We start from the raw sequence: 23,573 nt of genomic DNA on the forward strand, positions 1-23,573 counted from the left end.
GGGTGATGCGATGAATCAGCTTGAAGCCATGAAAATCTTCGTACGGGTAGCCGAGTTGGCGAGTTTTACCCAGGCTGCTGACAGTCTGGGCTTGCCTAAGGCCAGTGTATCGATGGCGATCAAGCAGTTAGAAAACGCTCTGGGCACGCGCCTGTTGCAGCGCACGACCCGCACCGTGCAGATGACGCAGGATGGTTTGGTTTACTATGAGTGTAGCAAAGATATGTTGATCGACATGGATGAGCTGCAATCCATGTTCCGGCAAAATGAGGTAGAGATCAGTGGCCGACTGCGGGTGGATATGCCAGTTGGTGTCGCGAGAGTAAAGATTATTCCGAGGTTGCCAGAATTTATGCGCGCCCATCCCAAGCTCGATATTGAGTTAAGTAGTACCGACAGACGGGTTGATTTGATACGGGAAGGTTTTGACTGCGTCATCCGGGTCGGTACTTTAATCGACTCCAATTTGATTGCACGTCCCTTAGGTCAGTTTAAATTGATCAATTGTGCCAGCCCTGAGTATCTCAAACGGCATGGGATGCCTCTCCGTATCGACGATCTGGATGCTCATCAAATGATTCATTACTCGCCCAGCTTTGGCGCCTCAACCAGCACGTTTGATTACACGATTGGTGACCAGTCGTATCAAAAGCAAGTCTCTGCCGCAATTGTCGTTAATAATGCCGATGCCTATCAGTCCGCTTGTCTGGCCGGATTGGGGATCATACAAGCCCCTGAAATCGGAGTGTTGGATCTGCTGCAACAAGGCAGATTAATTGCCGTACTTCCTGAGTATTGCGCGGCACCGATGCCGGTATCGATGTTGTATCCAAACCGGCGTCATTTACCAAAACGTACCCAGCTATTTATGAATTGGGTTGCCGACGTGATGCGAGAATATGAATAATTGCCTATCCCGCCTGAGCGTTTTTAACGGGCAGGCTTTTTGGCAAAATAAATCGGCGGCAGACGTTCAGATAAATAGCCGCTCCTGCAAAAACGTCACAAATGTCGCTGTCTTCAGAGCCAGCCACGGACGTGCCGGGTAAACGGCATAGACTGGTTGCCCGTGACGTAATTGATAGTCAGGCAAAAGCTGCACCAGACTACCATCAGCCAACTCATGCGCAACCAGTAATCGATCGAGCAACGTCACGCCGCCCCCGGCGACGGCAGCGGCAGCCAATGCCATCCCATCGTTGATCTGTATCTTGCTAGTGACACGTACTGGCGTACTGATGTCGTCTTTTGTGAAATGCCACTCGTCAAATACTCTCGCACCGCTGCTATAGAGCAAGCAGTCGTGCGTTAATAGATCCGTGGGACTATGCGGCGCGCCTCTGCGCGTCAGATAGGAGGGGGAGGCGACCAAAACCCGTGGGTTATCGCCTAACTTGCGAGCGACCAACGTGGAGTCTTCTAAGTGGGCAACGCGCAGTGCCACATCGATATGCTCTGCAATCAAGTCAACCATGTGATCGTCGACCGTCAGCGCGATTTCTATCTTCGGATGGAGTGCAGTGAATTCGACCAGCAAAGGCACCAGATAGCGTTGCCCAAGTGGTCTGGGGCAAGTAACACGTAAGCGCCCCTGCACCTCGCTTTGGTGTTGTTCAGTAAGTTGCTCAATATTTGATACTGCTCGATCAATTGAGCGCGCTTCTGCAAAGACCAGCTCACCAATTTCAGTTAGTGTCAGACGCCGGGTAGAACGCTGGATAAGGCGGGCACCAAGCTCATCCTCCAGCTTGGCAAGTTGACGAGATAAGACCGATTTATCCATTCCCAAAGTGGTAGCAGCTTTGCTGATACTGCCAGCATTGACGATCGCACTGAACATCGCCAGGCGCAGCGTATTCATGGGTAACTCCTTGTTTATTTATGCTTATAGAGCAACAGTATTATGCATAATTACTGACTATTCAAGCACTAATAGTGACTCTATACTTTGCTTCATCACGTCGCGACTAAGAGGGAAACTGTCATGAGTAGGCTTTAAAGCATCCTTATTCAGCAGCAAGCCCAATGCACTGCGCGATAACTGATAACGCAACACAACATAAAATTTCGATCACTTAGCCTTGGTCCTTTTGATCACGGCATTTAATTTACCAGGAGTTCAAAAATGAAAGCAGCCATCGTTAAAGCATACGGATCTGAGTTGGAAATCACAGATATTGCACAACCGGTTTTACTAGATGATAGTCTGATGATAGAAGTACACGCTACCAGCGTGAATCCGGTCGATAATCTGATACGCGCCGGTTATTTGCAGAGTATGCTCCCTTTGCCTTTACCGTATGTCGTTGGCAATGATGTGTCGGGCATTGTGACCGCCGTCGGTAAAGACGTCACAACCTTTAAAGTAGGTGACGCTGTATTCGCCAGACCGCAAAGCATGCAGTCAGGTACGTTTGCCGAATACGTGGTAATCAAAGCCGTTGACGTAGCCCACAAACCTGCCAACCTGAGCCATGAGCAAGCCGCTTCTTTACCGTTGGTTGCACTGACCGCATGGCAAGCCTTGGTTACTAAGGCAAATCTGCAAGGTGGGCAAAAAGTCTTGATACATGCGGGTTCAGGCGGTGTAGGTTCGATTGCGATTCAGTTGGCTAAACATTTGGGAGCCACTGTCGCTGCTACCACCAGCACTGATAACCTGGCCTTGGTACGCGAATTGGGTGCTGATATCGTGATCGATTACAAGCACGAAAAATTTGAAGATATCGTGCATGACTATGACGTGGTGTTTGACACTCTTGGTGGTAACACACGCGAAAAATCGTATGCAGTATTGAAAAAAGGTGGAACGCTAATCTCTATCATCGCACCTCCCGATACCAGCGGCATTGCTGAACAATTCGGTGTGAAGTCGGAAGTCTTCTTTATGTGGGCCAGCGGTGAACAGTTGGCACAGATTGGCAAATTGGCAGAGCAAGCGGTGATCAAACCATTGATTGATAAAACATTCCCACTGTCTCAGGCGCAAGAGGCATTGAATTACAGCCAATCTGGTCGTGCCAAGGGCAAAATTGTGGTGACGATCAAGTAATTGCAATAGGCGTTAGGTGTTTGAATTTACTAATTTTTGTGCGAGCCTTGGTCGGACAGACTGAGGCTCTTTTGTTTCCTATGGGCTTTATTTTTACGTTATGATTCAGGATGTTATTGCATAAAAAGCATGAATAAAGCATGAATGCAAACTTGCATTTTACCGGAAGAATAGATAGTGAACACTTTACGTCAACTATGCCAGATTGGGCTTTTTCTTGTCTGTAACACCTGTCTTCTGGCAACTGCCTCGGAGGTGATTTCAGCGCCACCTGAATCGAGTATTCCCAGCGGTATCAGTGGCGATGCCATTCGCATGGGTAAAAAAATCCTGACTGAAACGAATTTGGTCTTGCCCCGCAACGTTGACAATGGTCTCAATTGTGCGAATTGCCATCTCAAAGCCGGAACAGTGGCGGGAGCTGCACCTTGGCTTGGTATCTGGGGTGTGTTTCCCGAGTACAGGGCGCGCAGCGGCAAACTCATTTCTTTGCAGGAGCGGATTAACGATTGTTTCGAACGTTCGATGAATGGGAAGCCATTAGATTTTGCTTCTCCGGAAATGAATAATATTCTCGCTTATATGCGTTGGCTTTCAACAGGTGTCCCAACTGGTACCAGCATTGCCGGTCGGGGTTTTATATCGATCAATCAGAAATTGAAACCAGACAGTGAGAGCGGGGCGAGTATCTATGAGGAAAAATGCGCGAGTTGTCATGGTAAAAAAGGGGAGGGTAGTAAAACGGAAAAGACCTATACTTTTCCGCCGCTCTGGGGGCCTGATTCATTCAACGATGGTGCTGGTATGGCAAGGACATATACCGCCGCTGCATTTGTCAAACATAATATGCCGCTGGGGCAAGGTGAAACGCTGACTGATCAGGAAGCGATTGACGTTGCCGAGTACTTCACGCACCAGATACGTCCGGTTTATTCCAAAAAATCCTTGGACTGGCCAAACGGTGATAAACCCAAAGATGCAAGATATTAATCATGCTCATCATACAAATTTGATACTTCGTCGTTTTTATCTAGCGCAAAAATTTAGAAATAAGAAAGTAATTATGAAAATCCGTATCGATGATTTGCACGGTGATGAAATTCGCGCCTTGCTGGAAGAACATTTACAAGACATGTATGCCAATAGCCCGGCTGAAAGCGTACATGCGCTTGACCTCGAAGCTTTACGAGATCCACGCATTACCTTTTGGACTATCTGGGATGAAAATCAGCTGGCAGGATGTATTGCGCTCAAGCAGCTTGATACGCTGCATGCCGAAATCAAATCCATGCGCACGCCACGCAATTTGCGCCGGCGTGGTGCTGCCAGACAATTACTGCAGCATCTAATCGACGAAGCGCGTCAAAGAAATTATTCCAGACTCAGTCTTGAAACAGGTTCTATCAAATTCTTCGAACCTGCGCGTGACTTGTACCGGAGTTTTGGCTTTGAATACTGTGAGCCATTTGCAGATTATGCTGAAGACCCAAACAGCGTGTTTATGTCGAAAGTGATTGTTTCGATTGTTCCGATTATTCCAATTTCTTCAACTTCTCTTTAATGTGCAGGCCTTTTTGTGAAGTTTAAAATGACAAAACGTAATACATTTTGTCACAGCGCTTTGATTAAGGCCTCAAATTGTGTATGCAGCGATTTGTCATGAGGTGTTACGGGTGGGATAGGTGTGGTGATACCCAGTAATTCGTAGACCGCCATTTGTGCTGCGCGTACTGAAAATTCCACCGTAAAAACGGTGTCTAGCGGAATCTCAACAAACTGGCTGATGAAGGCGAAATTTTTAGTCCCGGGTGGAATCGGCAGCGGCCGGTCACCTTGGGCGCGTGGCATAAACATACTCGTGATGTAGGGCATGCGACATGGAATACAGTTTGCCGTGAGCACCGTATCAAAGTCAAAGCGTAAATGCCCGCAAAGCTCCTGAAGTATTTCTTCACCTGTACAGTCAGCCATTGCCTTGGGAATGAAATTGCCGATACGGTCTGGAAATAATCCATAGCCCCAAAATACGAACACGTCTGAAGGTTGGTTGGCAAAATGCGGTTGGTGTGCCAGCACAATAGACATAAGCCAGTTCGAATCTTTAAATGTAACTAATCCCCCTGTACCTGCCTCATTCCCACTAAAGTTGTGCATCTGGTCAAAGAAAGCTGAGTCCTTTAAAGTGACCGTAAATGATGCCCAATCTGATTGTGCGACGCAGCTATTGAAGGCTTTTGGATTGCCCAACATGGGTCTTCCTTCGGCGATTTTTTCCCATAAAGACCAACTGCCGCTTTGTGTTTTCTTTAATTTGGCAGGTGCAGCAGTCATCGAGCCTAAGCTTGAGGCGTCTGTCATAGAGCCATTTTGTAGAAACGTGAGGTCGCCATCTTCTAATTGCAAGGTCTCGGTCTGACCCTTCAGTAAGTAACGCAGACCGAGAACTTCGATGTTATCGCCATCGTTCTTGAATTCCAGATCCGTTACCAGGCAGTTAGAAATCATATGCACACCTTGTGCTTCCAGCCACCGTTGCAAAGGTACGACCAGAGAATCATATTGGTTCAATACAGTGCGCTTTACACCCGCCAGCGTTTCGATGCGTACAAACTCCATCAGGAAACGATGCAGGTAGCGTCTGAATTCGACCGCGCTATGCCAGGGCTGAAAGGCAAAAGTCGTTACCCACATATACCAAAATTCAGTTTCAAAAAATTCTGGCGATAGGTGATCGGTAATTCGGCTGTTGCCTAATGCCTCTTCGTCAGCACTCGCTAGTTTGAGCAGCTCAACACGATCATGGATTGAGAAACCCATCGATTTAACCGGTACTTTGGCGCGGCGGCTGTCGACCAGACGTGCCATCGCGTTGGAATGATGTTTTTCGTTAAATTCTGCGGTTTCTTCAAAAATGCTTTTACCTGAGAGTGTCAGTGATGGGATAGATTTGAAAAGATTCCAGGTGCATTCGTAGTTATCCGTGGTCAACATACGTCCGCCACGCATAGAATAGCCTTTGACCGCGTCGCCGCAGCCATCCAGACTGCCACCCATGACCGAAGCCGCATCAAAGATGGAAATCTGATTGCCTGCCATCCCGCCGTCGCGAATCAAAAATGCAGCACCAGCCAGTGAGCCGATTCCGCCGCCAACGAAATAAGCTTTACGTGTTGAAGTCATGATAAATACTTTCTGTTGCAGTGGACTAAGTGACTGACGTTATTTCATACGATCGCAAAGATCAGTACGCTGGCAAACATAAGGCGGCGTGTAACTGCCGATATTAAACGAGCTAACGCTGGCACATTGTTTTGAGCCGTGGAATGTGCTTATAGTGGCGGGAGGAATTTTTTTTGGGGTACAGAGGAAGTGAACATATACACGCAACTTAAAGCCATTTTTTTCGATGCCGTTTGTTGTTCACCGCACTGACATCAATAATCTATTTTCGATATTCTTTTTAACGTGATTATTAAAAATTTAAATGCTCTCAGTTCCAGAGAGAGCTGGAAGGTATTATCTTCATGGATACAGAACTTCATTTTCTGGTGGTCAGCGATGAGCCAAATCTGAGGTCTTTGATTGTTAGCCTTTTAAAAGAAATCGGCTTTGTCAGAGTATCGGAAGCGGAAAACGGTGAAATGGCATTACGGACGTTAAATACCACTAAGTATATTGGCGCACCTATCGAATTCATTATCACCGATTTTGTCATGCCACTTATGGATGGCTTGAATTTGATTCGTTCACTGCGTGGTGACCCAGAGTTAAATCATTTACCGATCTTGATGTGCAGCTCTCATGCAAGCAAAAAGAATATTCTTGATGCGGCAAATGCTGGAGCAGACGACTATATCGTCCGGCCTATAAATGCATTGAGCCTTTTAAAAAAGTTGGAAAAGATGCTTGCAAAGCTGCATATCGTAACCATCGATTTTCCACGTGTTTGGCCACAGAACCGAATGAGAACGTAGATTACCTAAATCAGGTTTCACTCCACTGACGCAGCAGATTATGGTAACAGCCTACCAAACTGCGGCGCGCGGTTTCGTCAGCCTGGGTGCGATTGAGCGTTTGAATCGACGTATCCATATCAAATAATAAGCTGCGTTGACCATCATCTTTGACCAGACTCTGCACCCACAAAAAGCACGCTAAGCGGATGCCGCGAGTGACCGTCGTTACCTGATGTAAGCTGGTGGAGGGATACACTACCATGTCTCCCGCAGCCAGTTTTACGCTGTGTGTACCATAGGTGTCGGCAATCTGTAACTCACCACCCTCGTATTCATCAGGTTCTGCCAGAAACAGCGTGCCAGAGACGTCAGTGCGCAGCTTACTTCCATTATGAGGATGTAAGCGTACGCTACCATCGACGTGCAATCCAAATCCCATGCCTTCACCGTAGCGGTTAAACATCGGTGGATAAACGACATTCGGCAACGCTGCACTGATGAACAGCGGGTTACGTTCCAATGCGGATAGCACAATGTGCTGGCATTGGTGCGCCACTTCGGAACGTTCGTCGATTTGTTGATTCAACTTTACTGGCGCACCTTGATAGCCAGCCGTGATGCGGCCATCCACCCACGCGTCGCCCGCCTGTAGCAGCATCGTGCGTACGGTATTTAACGTGTTGGTATCTAATACGCCGGGAATATGAATCAACATGGTCGACCTTTAATGAATGCAGAAAACGATGAACAATGTGTGATCAGAAACGATACGCCACCGACAGCATCGCGCTACGACCAGTGCCTGGCACTGAGCGACCGCCGTCGGATGGAATTAAAGCATCGTAGTACATCTTATCGCTCAGATTAAACACGTTCAGACGAACGTCGTAATTTTTTTGCTTATACGCCATGGTTGCGTCCCAGCGCGTGTAACCTGCGACACTGACGACATTCGCCCCACTTGCATATCGCTGTGACATGTACACTGGACCACCACCGATTTCCCAACGTGGAGCGAATTCATACGTCGTCCATGCAGTGAGCGTATTGCGTGGTGTGTTGGCAGGGATTTTGCCCAGCGTACCATCTGCTGCTGATGCCGCTACTACTTTTGCATCGAGATAGGTGTAATTCATGGCGAGTTGTAAACCTTTGCTCAGCAAACCACTAGCACCAACTCTAAAGCCATTGACACGCACTGTGCCATCCATGCTGTACACGCCAGCACTGATCTGGCTACGGGCGTTTTCTTTTTGAATTTGGAAAACGGCTGAATTTAATGCCAGATTTCCGTTCAATAAATCCCATTTACCTCCCAACTCATAAGAACGATTTTTTTCTGGCGCAAGATTGGTTTGGCCTACTGTACCGGTCAATTGTTCCAGAGATGGATTGAACGAAGTACCGTAGGATGCATAGTAAGATTGCTGCGCGTCAGGTTGCCAGATGCTACCCAGTCGGACGCTGGTAAATCCTATGGTTTGGTCAGCCGACGGCAACGTTGTGCTTCCTGCGGTATTGCTGGAATTGATGGAATTAGTAATGCTGGCGCTGAATCTGTCGTAGCGTAATCCCCCGACCAATTTCACGTATGGATTAAGTTCCAGCGTGTCGTTGATATAAGTGGCTACTGTGTTAGATGAACCTCCGGCGCGATTGCCTGCTTTGCTGGCAACGTTAGTTGGTGAGTTGCCAGCATTGGGATTGATCAACGGTACACAAGCAACAAAGCCGCTGGTCGCCGTTGCCGTCGTGAGAGGGACGCCGTTGCAGGAGCCATTTCTATAAAAATTCTGATTATCGTAACCATCGTGACCAAGCTCCAGACCCGCTAACAGGTTGTGTTTGTAGCCGCCACTCATGACCGTTGTCGATATTTCAGTCTGATTGAAAATCGAATAGTCGCGGATGTTGCGGTCATGGCTTTGTAAACGTTCGTATAGGCTCGACAAGGGCAAATTGCTCATCGCAGAAACAGGCAGCGGTGTAAAACCTTTTGGTCCTACCGTACCTATTGTATTTGGCGCTGTCTCGACAGCTTTTGTGCTGACGTAATTGAATTGCGTCTGGTTGCGCAGCGTTGTTTGTGGGCTAAGCTTATGCACGATAGTGCTGTTTAATGCCGCGATATCGGAGTCAGTATGATCGTCGTTGTAACCATAGGCGGTATTGCGATCTACTGGCGCTGGGCGTCCGTTGAGTGGGCCTACTCCATAGTCAGGCATGTCGTGGTTATGTTGTAGCAGGGCAGATAAGGTGATTTCTGTTGGTGTACCTATGCCTAATCTTACCGACGGAGCGAGACCAAAATCTTGCAGTTTGGTTTGATCGCGAGTCGTGGCACTGCCGTCTTGCGCCATCGCCAGAACACGGACAGCAGATGTATCAGACGTCACTTTGTTGAAGTCAACTGTGGAACGTACCAGACCATTGCTGGTGACGGATCCTGTCAATTCAGTTTGGTTCTTGAGGAAAGGCTTTTTGGTCACTTGGTTGATCGCGCCACCAGTTGAACCGCGACCGAACAACATCGATGAAGGCCCCATCAATACTTCAATCGAATCCAGCGCAAAGGTATCACGGTAGTATTGCCCACGATCGCGGAAACCATCCAGATACACGTCGGTTCTTGCAGAGAAGCCATTCAGATTAACGTTATTACCGATTTGTCCGCCTTCTGCACCACCCAAGGTAATGCCCGAAACATTGCGCAAGGCTTCCGCCATTGAATTGGCACCTTGCGATTGCATGAGTGCTTTGTTTACGACCGTGACTGATTGCGGCACATCGCGCAGGTCGGCAGGCAATTTGCTTAAAGAAACAGCACCGGGTGCAAAATCATTCTGACTGGCCTGTACGTTGATTTCTGGCAAGCTGCTTTTATTTTGCTGTGTAGCTGGTGCGCTGGACGTTGCCTGGGCGAATGTGGTGACTGGTTGTGCGAACAAAGTAATCAATGCGGCGGCAATAGGAGTGCGACGATCCATGGTTTCTTTCTATGTGAGTTCAACGGAGAGGAAAGTTGGCGGCTGGCTACTTTAAGTTACAATTTTAATGCAAATGAGAATTGTTATCAATTGTATTTGCTAATTTAGTGCAAAAAATCTGAAGAATAAATTTTTTGAGATATTAAGTTGATAAGAAGGGTATTTTTTGATAGTTACGCTGTGTTGGTTAAGCTATTTTTGCTCGTCGAAGTAAAGGGTGATGCAAATAATGCATCCTAAACTTCAGTCTGGTGCGCGCCCTTGGGGGGGATTTATGCTGTGCTTCACGCAATCAGATACGGGTTAAGACTGACATCGGGGAAGAGATTGCATCCATGTTAAACGCAGAACCCAGAGTAAAATCACTTGTTTGCTCTAAGCCCTTGATTTGTAATATAATCTCTGCTTTCTTAGCCTACGCTTACTCTCCTTAGATTGTCGCAGATAGAGGTGATGCCGGTAATTTTGCTGGTTCCCTGTGCGGCTTGCGGGAGGCCCACCATAGAATACATGACTGATATAAAGTCCGACCTTGTTCAGGGCGCTGCCAGCCCGACCCTCATAGACACGCCTATAGCCACTACTCGTTTTGAAGATTTTGGTTTGGCTCCTGAAATTTTGCGCGCTTTGTCTGAGCAGGGTTATGTACACCCGACGCCGATTCAAGCGGAAGCGATTCCTGTTGTTTTGCAAGGCAAAGACGTCATGGGTGCTGCGCAAACTGGTACCGGTAAAACCGCTGGCTTCTCTTTACCTATCATTCAACGTTTGCTGGCGCATGCCAGCAGCAGTGCTTCTCCAGCGCGTCATCCTGTACGGGCATTGATCCTGACGCCAACCCGCGAACTGGCGGATCAGGTAGCGGAAAATGTCAAAGCCTACTCGCGTTTTACGCCACTACGTTCGACCGTGGTGTTTGGTGGCGTAGACATGGCGCCGCAAACTGCCATCCTGCGTTCCGGTGTTGAAATTGTGATTGCGACGCCCGGTCGCTTGCTGGATCATGTGCAGCAGAAAACGATTAATTTGTCGCAGACACAGATACTGGTCATGGACGAAGCCGATCGCATGCTGGATATGGGTTTCTTGCCAGACTTGCAGCGGATTATTAATTTACTGCCTAAACAGCGACAAAATTTGATGTTCTCGGCGACGTTCTCGCCAGAAATCAAAAAACTGGCAGCAAGCTTTTTAAATAATCCGCAAACGATAGAAGTTGCGCGTAGCAATGCGACAGCTGATAACGTAACGCAGATTTTGTATAAAGTCGCTGAAGATGAAAAACGCGATGCCGTTTCTTTCATTATCCGTGAACGTGGTTTGAAACAAGTCATCGTCTTTTCTAATACCAAAATTGGTGCTTCGCGTCTGGCCGTGCATTTGGTGAAGCAGGGTGTCAAAGCCTCTGCAATTCACGGTGATAAATCGCAATCTGAGCGTATGTTGGCGCTGGAAGATTTCAAGCGCGGTGAAGTAGAAGTCTTGGTTGCTACCGACGTAGCAGCACGCGGTCTGGATATTTCTGAAATGCCGTGCGTGATTAACTACGACCTGCCATATAACGCTGAAGACTATGTTCATCGTATTGGACGTACTGGTCGTGCCGGTGCAAAGGGCGATGCGATCTCGCTGCATACCGATCAGGACGAGCGTCTGCTGGTCGATATTGAAAAACTGATCAAACAAAAAATTGTGCGTTTGACGCTGGCTGGTTTTGTGGCGACTTCTGTACAGGCACCTGAGCGCGCGCGTCATTCACGTGATCGTTCTGATCGCACAGATCGTAGCGGGACAGATAGACCAGAAAAATCGGGACGCAGTTTTCAAGCGCCGCGAGAGAAGGTTGATCCATGGTTTCTCAAACCGTATGAGCCTAGCGCCAGTACTTTACCGGTGGCTATTCCAGCAAATAGCCTTAGTTCAACTGGTAACACGACCACCAAGCCACAAAAACGTGCATTCCTGTTAGGCGGCACACCGAAAGTCTGATTGCAATGAGGTCGTGGTATGAAAGGCCTTGCTGTAACGAAAGTTAGAATAAAAAAGAGACCGATATTAAATCGGTCTCTTTTTTTTGCAAGGTGCAAATGAATTACAGCAAAGTAATCGTCACTTCCACGTTGCCGCGAGTTGCGTTTGAATATGGGCAAACTTCGTGTGCTTTATTGATTAAGTCTTGTGCCGCTGCTCTGTCCATGCCTGGCAAGGAAACATTGAGCGCAACGGTAATGCCGAAGCCACCTTTGCCATTGGGGCCAATACCGACCAGACCATTTACTGAAACACCTGCAGGCAAAGCTATTTTTGCAGTTGATGCCACAAACTTCATTGCACCAATAAAGCAAGCTGAATAACCCGCTGCGAATAATTGCTCAGGATTGGTGCCGTCACCACCTGCACCACCTAATTCTTTTGGTGTCGTCAACTTGACATCGAGGTGACCATCATTGGATGTAGCGCGACCATCACGGCCGCCAGTTGCGGTTGCATTTGCTGTGTAAAGTACTTGCATGGAATTCTCCGGTAATGAAATTTAAAAAAACGACTGGCTGCATCGATGGATTAATAATAGTGCACAATTAAATTGTGTGCAATCTAATATTTCATGATTTCGATTGATTTTTTCTATGGAGTCGATAGCGTAGTCTCTTTTTTTGACTATTTAAGCCATCAATGATGGCACGGTTTATTCGTTAAATTCAGTATGTAACTGGTCGCGTAATTCTGAAAGTTGCTGGCGTAGGGCGACCAATCGCTCTTGCGTCTGGCCGCTAGCGCACAAAATTTTTGGCGGAATCGTGCTGGCGGCTTTTCGTAATTGTTTGCCTTCCTGAGTCAGAACAATTCTAACCTGACGTTCATCCGCCTCATCACGGCGACGGATTAATAAACCCGATGCTTCGAGGCGTTTTAATAGCGGGGTCAGGGTGCCTGAGTCAAGAAACAAGGCATTCCCGATATCTTTCACCAGCACATCGTCTTGCTCCCACAGTACCAGCATGACCAGATATTGTGGATAGGTAAGATTGAGCTGTTCCAGCAAAGGTTTATAAGTTTTGGTCAATGCGAGAGAAGTGGAGTACAGCGCAAAACAGATTTGATTTTCCAGGGCGAGCAAATTGATCTCTTTTGTTGTTTTTTTGGTCATAAAATTGCCGATTTTTCAGTGAATAGTGATCGTTCTAAAGTCTACTATGACATGATAATCAAATTTAAGCTGAACGGTTGCAGCATTTGCTGACGGTGCCCCACGGTATAATGTCGATATTCCAAAAAAATGAAAATGCAGAGGTAATCGTGACTTTTATCAAAAAACTCAATGCCGCATGGGCCGGCAATCATTCCTTACTGTGTGTAGGCCTTGATCCCGATGTAACGCGCTTCCCAGCTGAATTAGCGGGCAAACCAGATGCGATCCTGAGCTTTTGTAAAACCATCATTGATGCTACCGCCGATCTGGCTTGTTCTTTCAAGCCACAGATTGCGTACTTTGCAGCTTTACGTGCGGAAGATCAATTGGAAGAAATTTGCCGCTATATCAAAACGACTTATCCGACGATTCCGTTAGTGCTCGACGCCAAGCGTGGTGATATTGGTGCTACCGCTGAACAATATGCGCGTGAAGCTTTCGAACGTTATGAGGCTGATGCGGTAACCGTCAACCCCTACATGGGCTTTGACTCCGTCGCACCATACATGGAATGGAAAGACAAAGGCGCGATTGTCTTATGTCGCACTTCTAACGCTGGTGGTTCAGATCTGCAATTTTTAGATGTAGGCGGTAAACCTTTATACCAACATGTGGCGCAATTGGTTGCCGATAAATGGAATGTCAACGGCCAATGCGCGTTGGTCGTAGGTGCGACGTTCCCGAACGAACTGGCACAGGTACGACACATTATTGGCGACATGCCTTTGTTAGTCCCAGGTATTGGTGCCCAGGGTGGTGATATTGCCGCTACAGTACATGCCGGCAAAACAAATAATGGTAACGGAATGATGATCAATTCTTCTCGCGCTATTTTGTATGCCAAAGCGATAGGAGACGAAAATTACGCAGATGCGGCACGTCGTATTGCTTTAGAAACTCGAGACGCTATTAATCAGTATCGGAATTAATCTCGAAAGCTTGCGAGTGAAGACTTGTAAAATCAGCGTATGCTGCCACCGTCACTCGCGAGTTTGATCGTGTAACCAAAGAGCAACCAAAGATCAACCAAAGATCAACTAAATTGCTACTAATTCACAACTAGAGCTCGAAAATGTATATCCTGATAGCATATAAAAAAAATTAGAAGGCAGACCAGACGATCAATGAGAGCCCGCTATGAGTGACAATAAGATGAATGAATTTGCCTTTTTGGAAGATTTTTCCACAGAGCTGTCAAATAAAAAGTTAATCTTCCCGACGTCGGTCGCGGCTACCATGAAAATCAGGAAAGCCTTGAGCCAGCTTGATATATCAAATGATTTGATTGCACGTATTATCGGTAGTGAACCGGTTTTGTCGGCCAAAGTTTTACATCTGAGTAATACCGCAGCATTCAATCCACAAGCGCGTCCTATCAGTGATTTACGTGCGGCGACGATGCTGTTAGGTTTTGCAGCAGTACGCAATGTCGCTATCGCCGTTGGCATGAAACAACTTGCAGAAAATAAATTCAACGGTAACTTAGCGACGCAAATGGATGGCTTATGGCGACGTAGTTTACGGGTTGCTGCTTTATCGATGGTGATTGCGCGCACGCATACCAAATTGAGCGCAGATAAAGCCATGTTGGCGGGCTTGCTACATGACATCGGCAAGTTTTATATCTTGAATCGTGCGCATCATTTCCAGGCATTATTTACGACGGATAAGATCCTTTGGGACTTGATCGATCAATGGCATGCCAGCATTGGGAGTGCAATTCTGGAAGATTGGGATATTTCTGAGGATATTCGCAATGCAGTTCTTAATCACCGTGGGTACATTCCCGGACGCGGAGTCAAAGCGAACCTGACCGATGTGCTGGCCACCGCAGATTTCCTGGACGCCCACTTTGTCGCTGAAAATATTGACCAGCTTGATTGGTCCGCAGTTCCACCGAGCTTGCTGCTACTCGGTGTGAATCAGGAAAATATCGAAAAACTGTTGCAAGACACCAGAGTTGAATTAACCATGGTGATGAAAGCAATTAGTTAAGCTGCACTGTTGATGTGACCGGATCAGCCAAATAATTTAATCATCAACGCGATCAACTTATTGGCTCTCTTATCGTACGGTGGCAGCATCATTAATTTAATCGCAGAAAATCGCCCTTGATAAAACACGGGGCGCATTTTTGAAAACGTCGCAAATCCTTCGTAGCCATGGTAATGACCCATACCGCTTGCACCTACACCACCAAACGGAATATCGTGCTGAGCGACGTGTAATAAAGCCGTGTTGACCGACACACCGCCCGACATAATTCGTTTCAGATAAAAATCCAAAAGTACAGCATCGTTTGTAAATGGATAGAAGGCTAGCGGCCGATCATGTGCATTGACGTAATCGACGACTTCTTGTGGCCGTTGATAGGTTTTTACCGGGAGCAGCGGGCCAAAAATTTCTCGCTGCATGATTTCCATATCATCGGTCACGTTAAATACCAGCGTGAGCGGGAATTTACGTAGTGCACGGTCTGGCTGTGCAGAGTGAACAGATTCAAATAAATTAACTACACGTGCTCCTTTGTCCAGCGCGTCATTTAAGGTTGCTTCTAACCTGCAATACGAGCGTTCATCGATGATCGAGGTGTAATCAGGATGGTTGATATCCGGATAGCGTTCTGCGACTAGTCGTTTGGCTTCGGTTGTGAATGCTTCCTCGCTGCCCTCGGGCAGATAAACGTAATCGACATTGGTACAAATCTGACCTGCATTAAACGCCTTGACCCAGATAATTCGATCGGCAGCTGTTGCTAAGGGAAAATCGGGCGCTACAACGGCAGGGGATTTTCCGCCCAATTCCAAAGTAACAGGCGTCAAATTGCGGGCCGCATTCGCCATGACAGCCCGACCTGTCTGCCCAGAGCCTGTAAAGAATAAGTGATCAAACGGTAGCGATGAGAATGCCGGCCCACGGCCACCCCCATCCTCAAAGAATTGCAGCTTTTCTGGCGGAAAATACTTCGGTGTGATTTCAATGAGCAAGCGTGCCAGGTGCACAGAGTTTTCTGACATCTTTAGCATGGCACGATTGCCCGCAGCAAAAATCGCCGCCAAAGGAGCAAACGACAAATTGAGCGGGAAATTCCATGGAACAATGACACCAATCACCCCCAATGGTTGTGGTATGACAGCGACTTCAGAGCCCGGGTACAGTAAGACGTCGATATGGCGACGCTGCGGCTTCATCCACTTTTTCATGTGTTTGAGATTATCTTTGATCTCTTGCAGCACAACGAAAAATTCTGCAAACAAAGTTTCAAAGCTCGAACGGTTACCATAATCTTGGTTGATCGCTGCGACCAATGCATCCTTATTCTCTTTTAGTAAGCGTGCCAAATTTTCTAAATCTGCGCGGCGGCTTGCATAATCAGGGTAGGGGTTGGTAAGGTAGGCAGCCCGTTGCAAATCAAAGCATTCGCTGAATTCGGCAGGCATGGCGTAAGACCGATGATTTAATTCAGGCGCGTTCATGGATTCTTTCTTTTCTGAAAAATAGCACAAATAAAGGTGATGTTTTTTGCAAATAACTATTGGCGATACTTCGAGGCAAAATGTAAAGAATACGCCTTTTTTCTATCAATGCATCATTATTTTCTGTCAGGGCAGATATTTGCAAGCTACTGTAAATGTTCCTTCAGACGCTCGTAGCCTGAACGGCTTACGGGTAATTTTTCACCATTGTTTAATACTGCAACGACGCTGTCTTTGTTTTGGCGTTCTATTCCTTTTAGCGCATTTAGTTGCAGGAGGTAAGAGCGATGTATCCGTATAAACTGCACTGGATTTAATTGCGTTTCAATGTCTGACAGGCTTTGTGTTTTCATCCAGGATTTGCCGGCGGCATGGATCAAAATATAATCATCTTCTGCTTTGATGTAGTCGATAGAGGCAATGGGAACAACATGAACCTGGTTGCGATCGCGAATCAGCAACCTTTTGTTTTTTTTTGTGTTTTCTGCGATTAATTGTTGAATGGCAGTTTCAGGAGATGCATCTGTTTGCTGCAGGAGTTTTCTTGCCTTATTCAGTGCCTCGTCAAAGCGTTGTTGTGAATACGGTTTTAGCAGGTAATCAATCGCATGCAAATCAAATGCTTTCAAGGCAAATTGATCGTAGGCGGTGGTAAAAATAACACCGCTACGGCGGCCGGTCATTTCTAAGACTTCTAAGCCCGTCAACTCTGGCATCTGGATATCAAGAAAAATCAGATCAGGGCATTGTTGATTGATCGCATCCATCGCTTCTGTGCCGGTTTCGCACTCGGTAATAATGTGAATATCTTGGTGATGGCGTAAATATTCGGTGATCAGGCGACGTGCCAGTTCTTCGTCATCGGCAATGACTACGCTGATTTGCTTTGTCATGATTTCTTTGATTCCCAGGGTAGAGTCAGTTCAACGATAAATTCTTGTTCTGTGCGCTTCCACTCGACTCTGGCTTGATCATCATACAAAGCGTGAAAGCGGCAACGCAGATTTTGTAAGCCAAGACCAGAACCAGTGGCAGGAGAAATATCCGTAGTAACCGGATTGGTAACGCGAATGTGTAACCAATCCGTATTCCTCAGAATTTTTACCGTAATACATCCGCCTTGACGGATGGTGCGGATGCCATGTTTAATTGCATTTTCTAATAATGGCTGTAAGATCATAGAAGGAATTAACGCATCATTTGTTGACGTATCGACCTCGATTGCGATTTGCAATTTCTTCCCAAAGCGGATTTTTTCTACCGCCAAAAAATCCTCACATAAACTCAGCTCTTGGTCCAGGCTAACTTTTTCTTGTTCCGATAAGGTCAGCGTTTTACGAAAAAAATCTGCCAGGGCGATGGTCATTTCTCGAGCTGCTTTCGCATCAATCGCTGTCAGAGCGCTAATCGAGTTAAGACTATTGAATAGAAAATGTGGATCAATCTGCGAGCGCAACACTTGCAACTCTGCATCACGTGCTAACAGGTGAGCATAGGTCTCGCGTTTTTCCGCTGCTCGCATATGTTCAAATGCAATCACGACGTCATAAGTCAATAGCGCTAACAGGTATAAGACAAAATAGCTGGCAAAGAGTGCGATATCAAGTTTTGATGTGATGTTATGAGGAGACGCAACGTCGTTTAAATTTTCCAGCAGGAGATTCCATGCATGGGCTACGCATAACGCCAGTGCAGCAGAGATGAACGAGCTGATGATAAATACCAGTGCTATAAGAAAGAACGTGTATTTCTGAATCTGAAATGAACGACAAATATAGTATGCGGAGCTGGTCAAAAAACCAAAAAATAAACTGACTGGCACTGCGAAAAAGCAAGCGTAGGAAAAATCGCTGAACTCTGCCGATACTAATATTTTTCCCATTATTAGCCCCGCTGCAAGCCATATCGCGATGTGCCAGAGAAATCTACGGAAATCCGATAGCAGTGGATGCATGGGGCTCTCGTGAATTTAGTTTCTGATTTCGACACCACCCATAATCGCATATCCTTGTATGAACAAGGTCTTGCTACGATCCATCGGTGGAACGGTACGATCTTCAATACCGCCTAAGATCGGAATCCCTTGTGAGATGACAGTCCAGTCACCAGGTACCTTTATTTCTATGCCACCCCACACTGCGAAAACATTGATGGTTGCGCTACCGTCGATCGATGCATTGCGCAAGTCGAGCTCGATGCCGCCCATGACCGCTGTGAGCTCTCCTCCGCGAAAATTTTGCGATGAATTTTGGCTTTTAGACCCACTCATGACGGCGGATAAATTACAGCAATTGTCGCCGTCTTCCATATTGCCAATCGACGGCGAAATTTCGGCCTTCAGGCGGTCTTTGAAGATGATAGATAAGCCCGCAAAAATCATCACCACTGGCCACAAACTACGGCTACTGAAATAGACAATACCCAGATGCTGTAAGGTCATCAACGCACCTACCGCAATAAAGCCGCCACCGATCAGATGACCAGAGACCGTGTCGCTGCGCGACATTTTTAGCGCGCCGATAACGATGAAAACAGTTGGCCAAAATTGGAGAATTTCTCTGGTATTAAAAATGTTTAAATTATCGATTAAAGCGAGGGCGCCAAAGATCAGAATAATGGTGCCAAACACAACGCGGTTGTGTTGCTTTTGTTGGTTCATGTAATTCTCCTTCGTCAATGGGACTCTGAGGATATTCCGGATTCTGAGGATGATTTGTTTAACGACAATAAGCCGAACACGATACTTTGCACGCCGACGGCGATCAGAATAATTGGCCAACTGGTGCCAAAGGTCCAGCCCCACAAATGTTCCATCGATGCATAGATCCAGAACGCAAAGATAATGTTGAAACAACCCTTGGCGATTTGTTTTGCTCTACGTGAAACCAGGATGTCAATCAACCCGCCCAATGCAATTAGCGCGGGAACAAATATCCACCATTTCAGGTAAGCGATAAAGTCCAAACCGTTTATCAGAAATAAAACACCGGTACCGACTAAAGCAATACCAAAAACCAGATTCTTGGCATTTCTGGCAGCCGGGCTCATCGTATCGTCACGCATAGTCTTTCCTTTCGAATACGTTTATTTTGTGGTACTCACGATACTGCAAGCGCGCCGGCTTGTCGTGCAGTCATCGGCGAATGACGGAAAGATGTCGGTGATTGACGATCGAAGGCGTCAATCACCGCAACGTGGCCGTAATATAGGGAAATCTGTCAGCCAGCTTATTGACCAACATTGACGTCAGAAATGACTTAGCTCAGCAATTGTATAAACTCATCAGCTTGACGAACGATACGCTTGGATTCGCTTCCAAATACATCGTGCGTCTCTTGAATGATGAATTCGTTTGAACCTTTGGTGCAGTACAGTATGCCCCGAAAATTTGTACCAAGATAAACAAACGGCGATAACTTTGTTTTTACGGGGGTATCGTTACCGATTAAGGCGCGCAACTTGCGTTCTACATCGTACAGACTTTTTTCATTTAAGTTGACCATCGCTCCCTTGGGTGTTGGAAAGCTGGTTTCAAATGAAGGGTTTTGTCCCATGGGATTTTTGACGTTGATTTTGACGCCTAATTTTAGAAATTTTGATACAGCAGTAAAATCGTTTTCATCGTACATGACAAACTCCTTGATTGGCGTATGCGTACAACTACTGTTGCACGAATGTATGATCTAACTTTGCCAGAATTCAAGCTAATTGACAATCGCGATGCAAAATCTTGTTGTTGGCTTGTTTGTCTACCTCAACATGGCCGATGTAATCTAAAGGCATACGGTTAATTCGACTGCTTGCAGGATATTTCCTTGTTGGTTTTGAATAAAAGCAACCAACGATAAATGCTGTCGATTGGCGTTAGCTGGAATATTGACCGTCATGGTAGTTTTTTTAGGCGTTGATGCGACAACAGCGATGGGATCTATCCACACTCTGGCAACCGCATCGTGACGTAAAGTTATTCCCTGATTTTCTCCCGCAGAGACTTTACTCGACAAACCATTTTCTAGCAGCGCCACATGTAATTCGCCTGACTGGCTGCTATTGCTGTCAATCTCGATAGAAATCTTATCGTTACTTATTCCTGTTTGACGTAGCTTGATCGAGGCCAGTGCAGCTTGCTGTTTGATTTTTTCTAATTCTGAAGTAAGGCCGGAATTCCAGTTGCGGAATTCTTTGCCGTTAATAAAAAACTCTGGTGTATATACCGTCCTGCTATGAACGTAGGCTGATAATTCCTGTTGTCGCTCTGTGAACAAGCGCTTGGCAAACGGATCTTTCCAGCCGATATAATCCCAGTAATCAACATGAAGTGCGAGTGGAATTACTTGATCCGGATGCAAACCAGCGTTTTGAGCGACGTTTTGTAAAAATTTGTCCGCCGGTGGACAGCTGCTGCATCCTTCCGATGTATATAACTCCAAAAGTGCAACAGTATGTGTAGGGCTCGATCTGCTGCAGAGCTCAATGGCGTTGCCAGTGGATATACATGACGCGAGTAAACAGAAAGTGGCTATTGGGAGTTTCATACTTGGACCTCGTAGTAAGTTAATCATCAGTCTGCAATATTCGGTTTTCCTTACATTCAAATTTTCTTTGCAAAAACGAATAGGTGACTTGAGAGGGGGCGATGCTTTGTCCCACTTTATTTATCCACTTGAACTGAATCATCAAATCGCTTTCATGGGCTGCATTGATTGTTAGTTTGATGGCTTTCGATAATTCAAAAAATACCAAGAAATATTTTATTAATCGCAATTATTGGCAACTATTGGCAATTATTGGAAATAATTATCAATAGAAAAACAAGTACTAACATCAATTAGTTTTCTCTCAAAATGCAGATTTATTATTCATTGACATGATATGTTACTTATTGTTACTACTCGCTATTTGAATTTACATTCTAAATTTTGATGCCTATAATTTGTGCATCGAGTCAATCGCAATACCAGCCAATTCAAAAAATCAGCCAGTATGTATTGCATTTTTTAGGTATTAAAAAAATGTTAAGCAAACGTTTGCTCTCAGCATCAAAAGTGCTTGGGACAATTATATTTCTGGTTTTATTGTCGACGCAGAGTAAGTATTTATTGGACCGTACGACATCTCATGGTACCCCATTGTTCTCAAAGGTGGAGCAAGCATGCCTTGGTTGGGGTCGTGACACATTTCGATCCTTCGCACAATCGATTGCACTATCCGTGAATCAACCCGCAACGCCGATTGCGAAAGCACATCTACCATCAGTCGATTCAGATCTCGGCTCGACGAATTTTTTGTCCAACGCAAACGGTGTGTTTTCTAGCCATACGATAGATCGTTTTTTTCGTTATCTGGCAACTGTATTCCTTTCGCACTTTCAGGTCGAACAACACACAGTATTTGACGCCGATCGGATTATCTCAATTCAGAGAAATAGCACATGTAATACTTCATCTGCACAGATCGACCAGCTACGTGCTGTCACTTTGAAAGCAACGGATGATTTGAAAAAATCGTATACCCACACGATATGCATCAAATCGAAAAATGCAAAACTACCTATCTGCGGAGCTATTATCAGTTAGCACGATAGCGACTAAAGCGAACCGTCTGCAATAGGTTAGGCATAAGTCGGTAACAGCTTTCGCGTTCGACTCATTTTCCAGAGAAATTTTTTATGAATGACTGACACAGTTGATGATGACTGTGCTGAATGGAGAGTTGCGTCAAAAATTTTTAACCGTGCTTAGTTATCACTCGCCATGTATAGGCACGGTTGAGCAAGTTTAAGTAGCTTGTGCACAAGATGCACATGAAACTTAAAAAGCGGTTTGAACCAGATGTTTTATCAGGTTCAAACATTTTACTAACGTCACATTTCAATATGAAAAAGTGTGATTTTTTAAGGAAATAAAATGCAAGTTTTAAACAATAGTAATGAATTGCAACAAGTCGCTGGTGGTGCTGGTTTTTTTTCTGGTCCGGCACATAATAGTGCCGTAATAAGCGGAAGAAATTGGGGAGCAGCTGGGCTCATTCTTGGTGCTGCTGGAGTATTTTTATATAGCAGCATTTCTACATATTTCCGTGGCGAATCTGCCAAGCGCCGCTAATGAAATGCAATCGTCGTTAAAAACTTAAACGTATCTTAATATTCATCTGGCATCACATAAATATCAATGTGATAGCTTTGAAAGGAAAAAAATGCAAGTTATCTCTACTACATCTGAGCTGAAACAAATCAATGGTGCTGCAAATGGATTCAATCGCTTCAACAATGCGTTGAGCGCAGGTCTTGACGCTGCACAAGGCGCTGCTACTCACCCATTTACTTATGCAGCGCTAGGCTTTGTCGCTTTTGCTGGTTATGTGTACGGTCGTTACACCTATACTCCAAGCAGCCGCCGTCGTTAATATAAGGCGAGTACGTTTCCCTTCTCCTGATAAAGCAGAGAAACGGTACTCCCTTAAAGCTTACTTTGCTCCTTGCTAGAAGGCATGTGATGTCAACCTGAGTTGGCATCACATGAAGTAACCATGTCAACAAGCCATACGTATTTGGTACGTATAGCGGCTCTAATTTTACACGAATATTTCATTATGCAATTAGTTCTCAATGTCAGTGATCTTCAGCATGTAGGCGGCGGCTTTTCCTGGCCAGCAGTCAATGCTCAAACAAATTTTCGCTTCAATAACGCCCTGACCGGAGCAGGTAGTGGCGCCTATTTAGGTTCAACTCTTGGCGGTGCAACTGGTCATCCGTTTGTTGGTGCATTCGGTGGTGCGGTTGTTGGCGGTACGCTAGGTTTTTACTTTGGTAATTATAACCCTGGCCCCATGAGTCGCCGCCGCTAGTCTAAGGGATCGTGTTCCGAATATATTGGTCGTGACGCCATGTCTGACGCTGACGTATCAGACATG

25 protein-coding genes are annotated in these 23,573 nt (G+C 46.0%); 12 read left to right on the forward strand and 13 right to left on the reverse strand.

Annotation, left to right across the window (positions count from 1 at the left end; all coding sequences use genetic code 11):
* Positions 1-10: 10 nt before the first annotated feature.
* A complete protein-coding gene (locus tag H8K32_RS14110; RefSeq protein ID WP_186913180.1) occupies positions 11-907 on the forward strand; it encodes a LysR family transcriptional regulator in 897 nt (298 codons plus the stop codon).
* 66 nt (positions 908-973) lie between these two features.
* Here H8K32_RS14110 and H8K32_RS14115 read toward each other — a convergent pair whose 3' ends face one another.
* Positions 974-1,861, reverse strand: coding sequence for a LysR family transcriptional regulator (locus H8K32_RS14115; protein ID WP_186913181.1), 888 nt, complete (start codon positions 1,859-1,861; stop codon positions 974-976).
* A 264-nt stretch (positions 1,862-2,125) separates the two neighbouring features.
* Here H8K32_RS14115 and H8K32_RS14120 point away from each other — a divergent pair, with 264 nt between their 5' ends.
* The 3 genes from H8K32_RS14120 (at position 2,126) to H8K32_RS14130 (ending at position 4,613) form a co-directional block, all read left to right on the forward strand.
* A complete protein-coding gene (locus H8K32_RS14120; protein WP_186913182.1) occupies positions 2,126-3,052 on the forward strand; it encodes an NADP-dependent oxidoreductase in 927 nt (308 codons plus the stop codon).
* 177 nt (positions 3,053-3,229) lie between these two features.
* On the forward strand, positions 3,230-4,042 hold the full coding sequence (locus H8K32_RS14125) for a c-type cytochrome (RefSeq protein ID WP_343068013.1): 813 nt from the start codon (positions 3,230-3,232) through the stop codon (positions 4,040-4,042).
* 73 nt (positions 4,043-4,115) lie between these two features.
* A complete protein-coding gene (locus H8K32_RS14130) occupies positions 4,116-4,613 on the forward strand; it encodes a GNAT family N-acetyltransferase (protein WP_186913183.1) in 498 nt (165 codons plus the stop codon).
* A gap of 50 nt (positions 4,614-4,663) precedes the next feature.
* Here the strand turns inward: H8K32_RS14130 and H8K32_RS14135 are convergent, their stop codons facing one another.
* The gene (locus tag H8K32_RS14135; protein WP_186913184.1) at positions 4,664-6,232 is read right to left on the reverse strand and encodes an oleate hydratase; all 1,569 of its coding nucleotides are present in this window, start codon (positions 6,230-6,232) and stop codon (positions 4,664-4,666) included.
* Positions 6,233-6,576: 344 nt separating this feature from the next.
* Here H8K32_RS14135 and H8K32_RS14140 point away from each other — a divergent pair, with 344 nt between their 5' ends.
* Positions 6,577-7,026 (forward strand): response regulator, encoded by a 450-nt coding sequence (locus H8K32_RS14140; protein WP_186913185.1) that lies wholly within the window; start codon positions 6,577-6,579, stop codon positions 7,024-7,026.
* 10 nt (positions 7,027-7,036) lie between these two features.
* On the opposite strand, the gene H8K32_RS14145 is transcribed toward H8K32_RS14140, so the two are convergent.
* Both H8K32_RS14145 and H8K32_RS14150 read right to left on the reverse strand, forming a co-directional pair.
* Positions 7,037-7,723: a Fe2+-dependent dioxygenase gene (locus tag H8K32_RS14145; protein WP_186913186.1), complete on the reverse strand. Its 687-nt coding sequence runs from the start codon at positions 7,721-7,723 to the stop codon at positions 7,037-7,039.
* A gap of 43 nt (positions 7,724-7,766) precedes the next feature.
* The gene (locus H8K32_RS14150) at positions 7,767-9,995 is read right to left on the reverse strand and encodes a TonB-dependent receptor (RefSeq protein ID WP_186913187.1); all 2,229 of its coding nucleotides are present in this window, start codon (positions 9,993-9,995) and stop codon (positions 7,767-7,769) included.
* Positions 9,996-10,505: 510 nt separating this feature from the next.
* Here H8K32_RS14150 and H8K32_RS14155 point away from each other — a divergent pair.
* Complete coding sequence (locus H8K32_RS14155) at positions 10,506-11,984, forward strand: DEAD/DEAH box helicase (RefSeq protein WP_186913188.1); 1,479 nt, start codon at positions 10,506-10,508, stop codon at positions 11,982-11,984.
* 103 nt (positions 11,985-12,087) lie between these two features.
* Here the strand turns inward: H8K32_RS14155 and H8K32_RS14160 are convergent, their stop codons facing one another.
* Both H8K32_RS14160 and H8K32_RS14165 read right to left on the reverse strand, forming a co-directional pair.
* Positions 12,088-12,507 (reverse strand): organic hydroperoxide resistance protein, encoded by a 420-nt coding sequence (locus H8K32_RS14160; RefSeq protein WP_186913189.1) that lies wholly within the window; start codon positions 12,505-12,507, stop codon positions 12,088-12,090.
* A gap of 174 nt (positions 12,508-12,681) precedes the next feature.
* On the reverse strand, positions 12,682-13,143 hold the full coding sequence (locus H8K32_RS14165; protein WP_186913190.1) for a MarR family winged helix-turn-helix transcriptional regulator: 462 nt from the start codon (positions 13,141-13,143) through the stop codon (positions 12,682-12,684).
* 149 nt (positions 13,144-13,292) lie between these two features.
* Between H8K32_RS14165 and pyrF the strand changes: the two genes are divergently transcribed.
* Complete coding sequence (gene pyrF / locus H8K32_RS14170) at positions 13,293-14,114, forward strand: orotidine-5'-phosphate decarboxylase (protein ID WP_186913191.1); 822 nt, start codon at positions 13,293-13,295, stop codon at positions 14,112-14,114.
* A 208-nt stretch (positions 14,115-14,322) separates the two neighbouring features.
* A complete protein-coding gene (locus H8K32_RS14175) occupies positions 14,323-15,180 on the forward strand; it encodes an HDOD domain-containing protein (protein WP_186913192.1) in 858 nt (285 codons plus the stop codon).
* Between the two features lie 23 nt (positions 15,181-15,203).
* On the opposite strand, the gene H8K32_RS14180 is transcribed toward H8K32_RS14175, so the two are convergent.
* The 7 genes from H8K32_RS14180 to H8K32_RS14210 form a co-directional block, all read right to left on the reverse strand.
* A complete protein-coding gene (locus H8K32_RS14180; RefSeq protein WP_186913193.1) occupies positions 15,204-16,661 on the reverse strand; it encodes a coniferyl aldehyde dehydrogenase in 1,458 nt (485 codons plus the stop codon).
* A 146-nt stretch (positions 16,662-16,807) separates the two neighbouring features.
* Entirely contained in the window at positions 16,808-17,554 is a 747-nt protein-coding gene (locus H8K32_RS14185) for a LytR/AlgR family response regulator transcription factor (RefSeq protein WP_222613119.1), read from the reverse strand.
* Positions 17,551-18,543 (reverse strand): sensor histidine kinase, encoded by a 993-nt coding sequence (locus H8K32_RS14190; RefSeq protein WP_186913194.1) that lies wholly within the window; start codon positions 18,541-18,543, stop codon positions 17,551-17,553. Before H8K32_RS14190 ends, H8K32_RS14185 begins: the two co-directional genes overlap by 4 nt.
* A gap of 87 nt (positions 18,544-18,630) precedes the next feature.
* Positions 18,631-19,320, reverse strand: coding sequence for a LiaI-LiaF-like domain-containing protein (locus tag H8K32_RS14195; RefSeq protein ID WP_186913195.1), 690 nt, complete (start codon positions 19,318-19,320; stop codon positions 18,631-18,633).
* 14 nt (positions 19,321-19,334) lie between these two features.
* The gene (locus H8K32_RS14200; protein WP_186913196.1) at positions 19,335-19,724 is read right to left on the reverse strand and encodes a LiaF transmembrane domain-containing protein; all 390 of its coding nucleotides are present in this window, start codon (positions 19,722-19,724) and stop codon (positions 19,335-19,337) included.
* A gap of 194 nt (positions 19,725-19,918) precedes the next feature.
* Positions 19,919-20,290, reverse strand: a complete 372-nt coding sequence (locus H8K32_RS14205) for a hypothetical protein (protein WP_186913197.1) — start codon at positions 20,288-20,290, stop codon at positions 19,919-19,921.
* 144 nt (positions 20,291-20,434) lie between these two features.
* Positions 20,435-21,196, reverse strand: a complete 762-nt coding sequence (locus H8K32_RS14210; RefSeq protein WP_186913198.1) for a DUF1223 domain-containing protein — start codon at positions 21,194-21,196, stop codon at positions 20,435-20,437.
* A gap of 477 nt (positions 21,197-21,673) precedes the next feature.
* Here H8K32_RS14210 and H8K32_RS14215 point away from each other — a divergent pair, with 477 nt between their 5' ends.
* The 4 genes from H8K32_RS14215 to H8K32_RS14230 all read left to right on the forward strand — a co-directional run bounded on the left by H8K32_RS14215 (position 21,674) and on the right by H8K32_RS14230 (position 23,507).
* A complete protein-coding gene (locus H8K32_RS14215) occupies positions 21,674-22,237 on the forward strand; it encodes a hypothetical protein (RefSeq protein ID WP_186913199.1) in 564 nt (187 codons plus the stop codon).
* A gap of 330 nt (positions 22,238-22,567) precedes the next feature.
* Positions 22,568-22,765, forward strand: coding sequence for a hypothetical protein (locus H8K32_RS14220; RefSeq protein ID WP_186913200.1), 198 nt, complete (start codon positions 22,568-22,570; stop codon positions 22,763-22,765).
* A gap of 91 nt (positions 22,766-22,856) precedes the next feature.
* Complete coding sequence (locus H8K32_RS14225; RefSeq protein ID WP_186913201.1) at positions 22,857-23,066, forward strand: hypothetical protein; 210 nt, start codon at positions 22,857-22,859, stop codon at positions 23,064-23,066.
* A gap of 123 nt (positions 23,067-23,189) precedes the next feature.
* Positions 23,190-23,507, forward strand: a complete 318-nt coding sequence (locus H8K32_RS14230; RefSeq protein WP_246447365.1) for a glycine zipper domain-containing protein — start codon at positions 23,190-23,192, stop codon at positions 23,505-23,507.
* Positions 23,508-23,573 lie beyond the last annotated feature (66 nt).

The sequence above is a fragment of the Cognatundibacterium jejuense genome (assembly GCF_014284255.1).
Lineage (GTDB): Bacteria > Pseudomonadota > Gammaproteobacteria > Burkholderiales > Burkholderiaceae_D > Undibacterium > Undibacterium jejuense.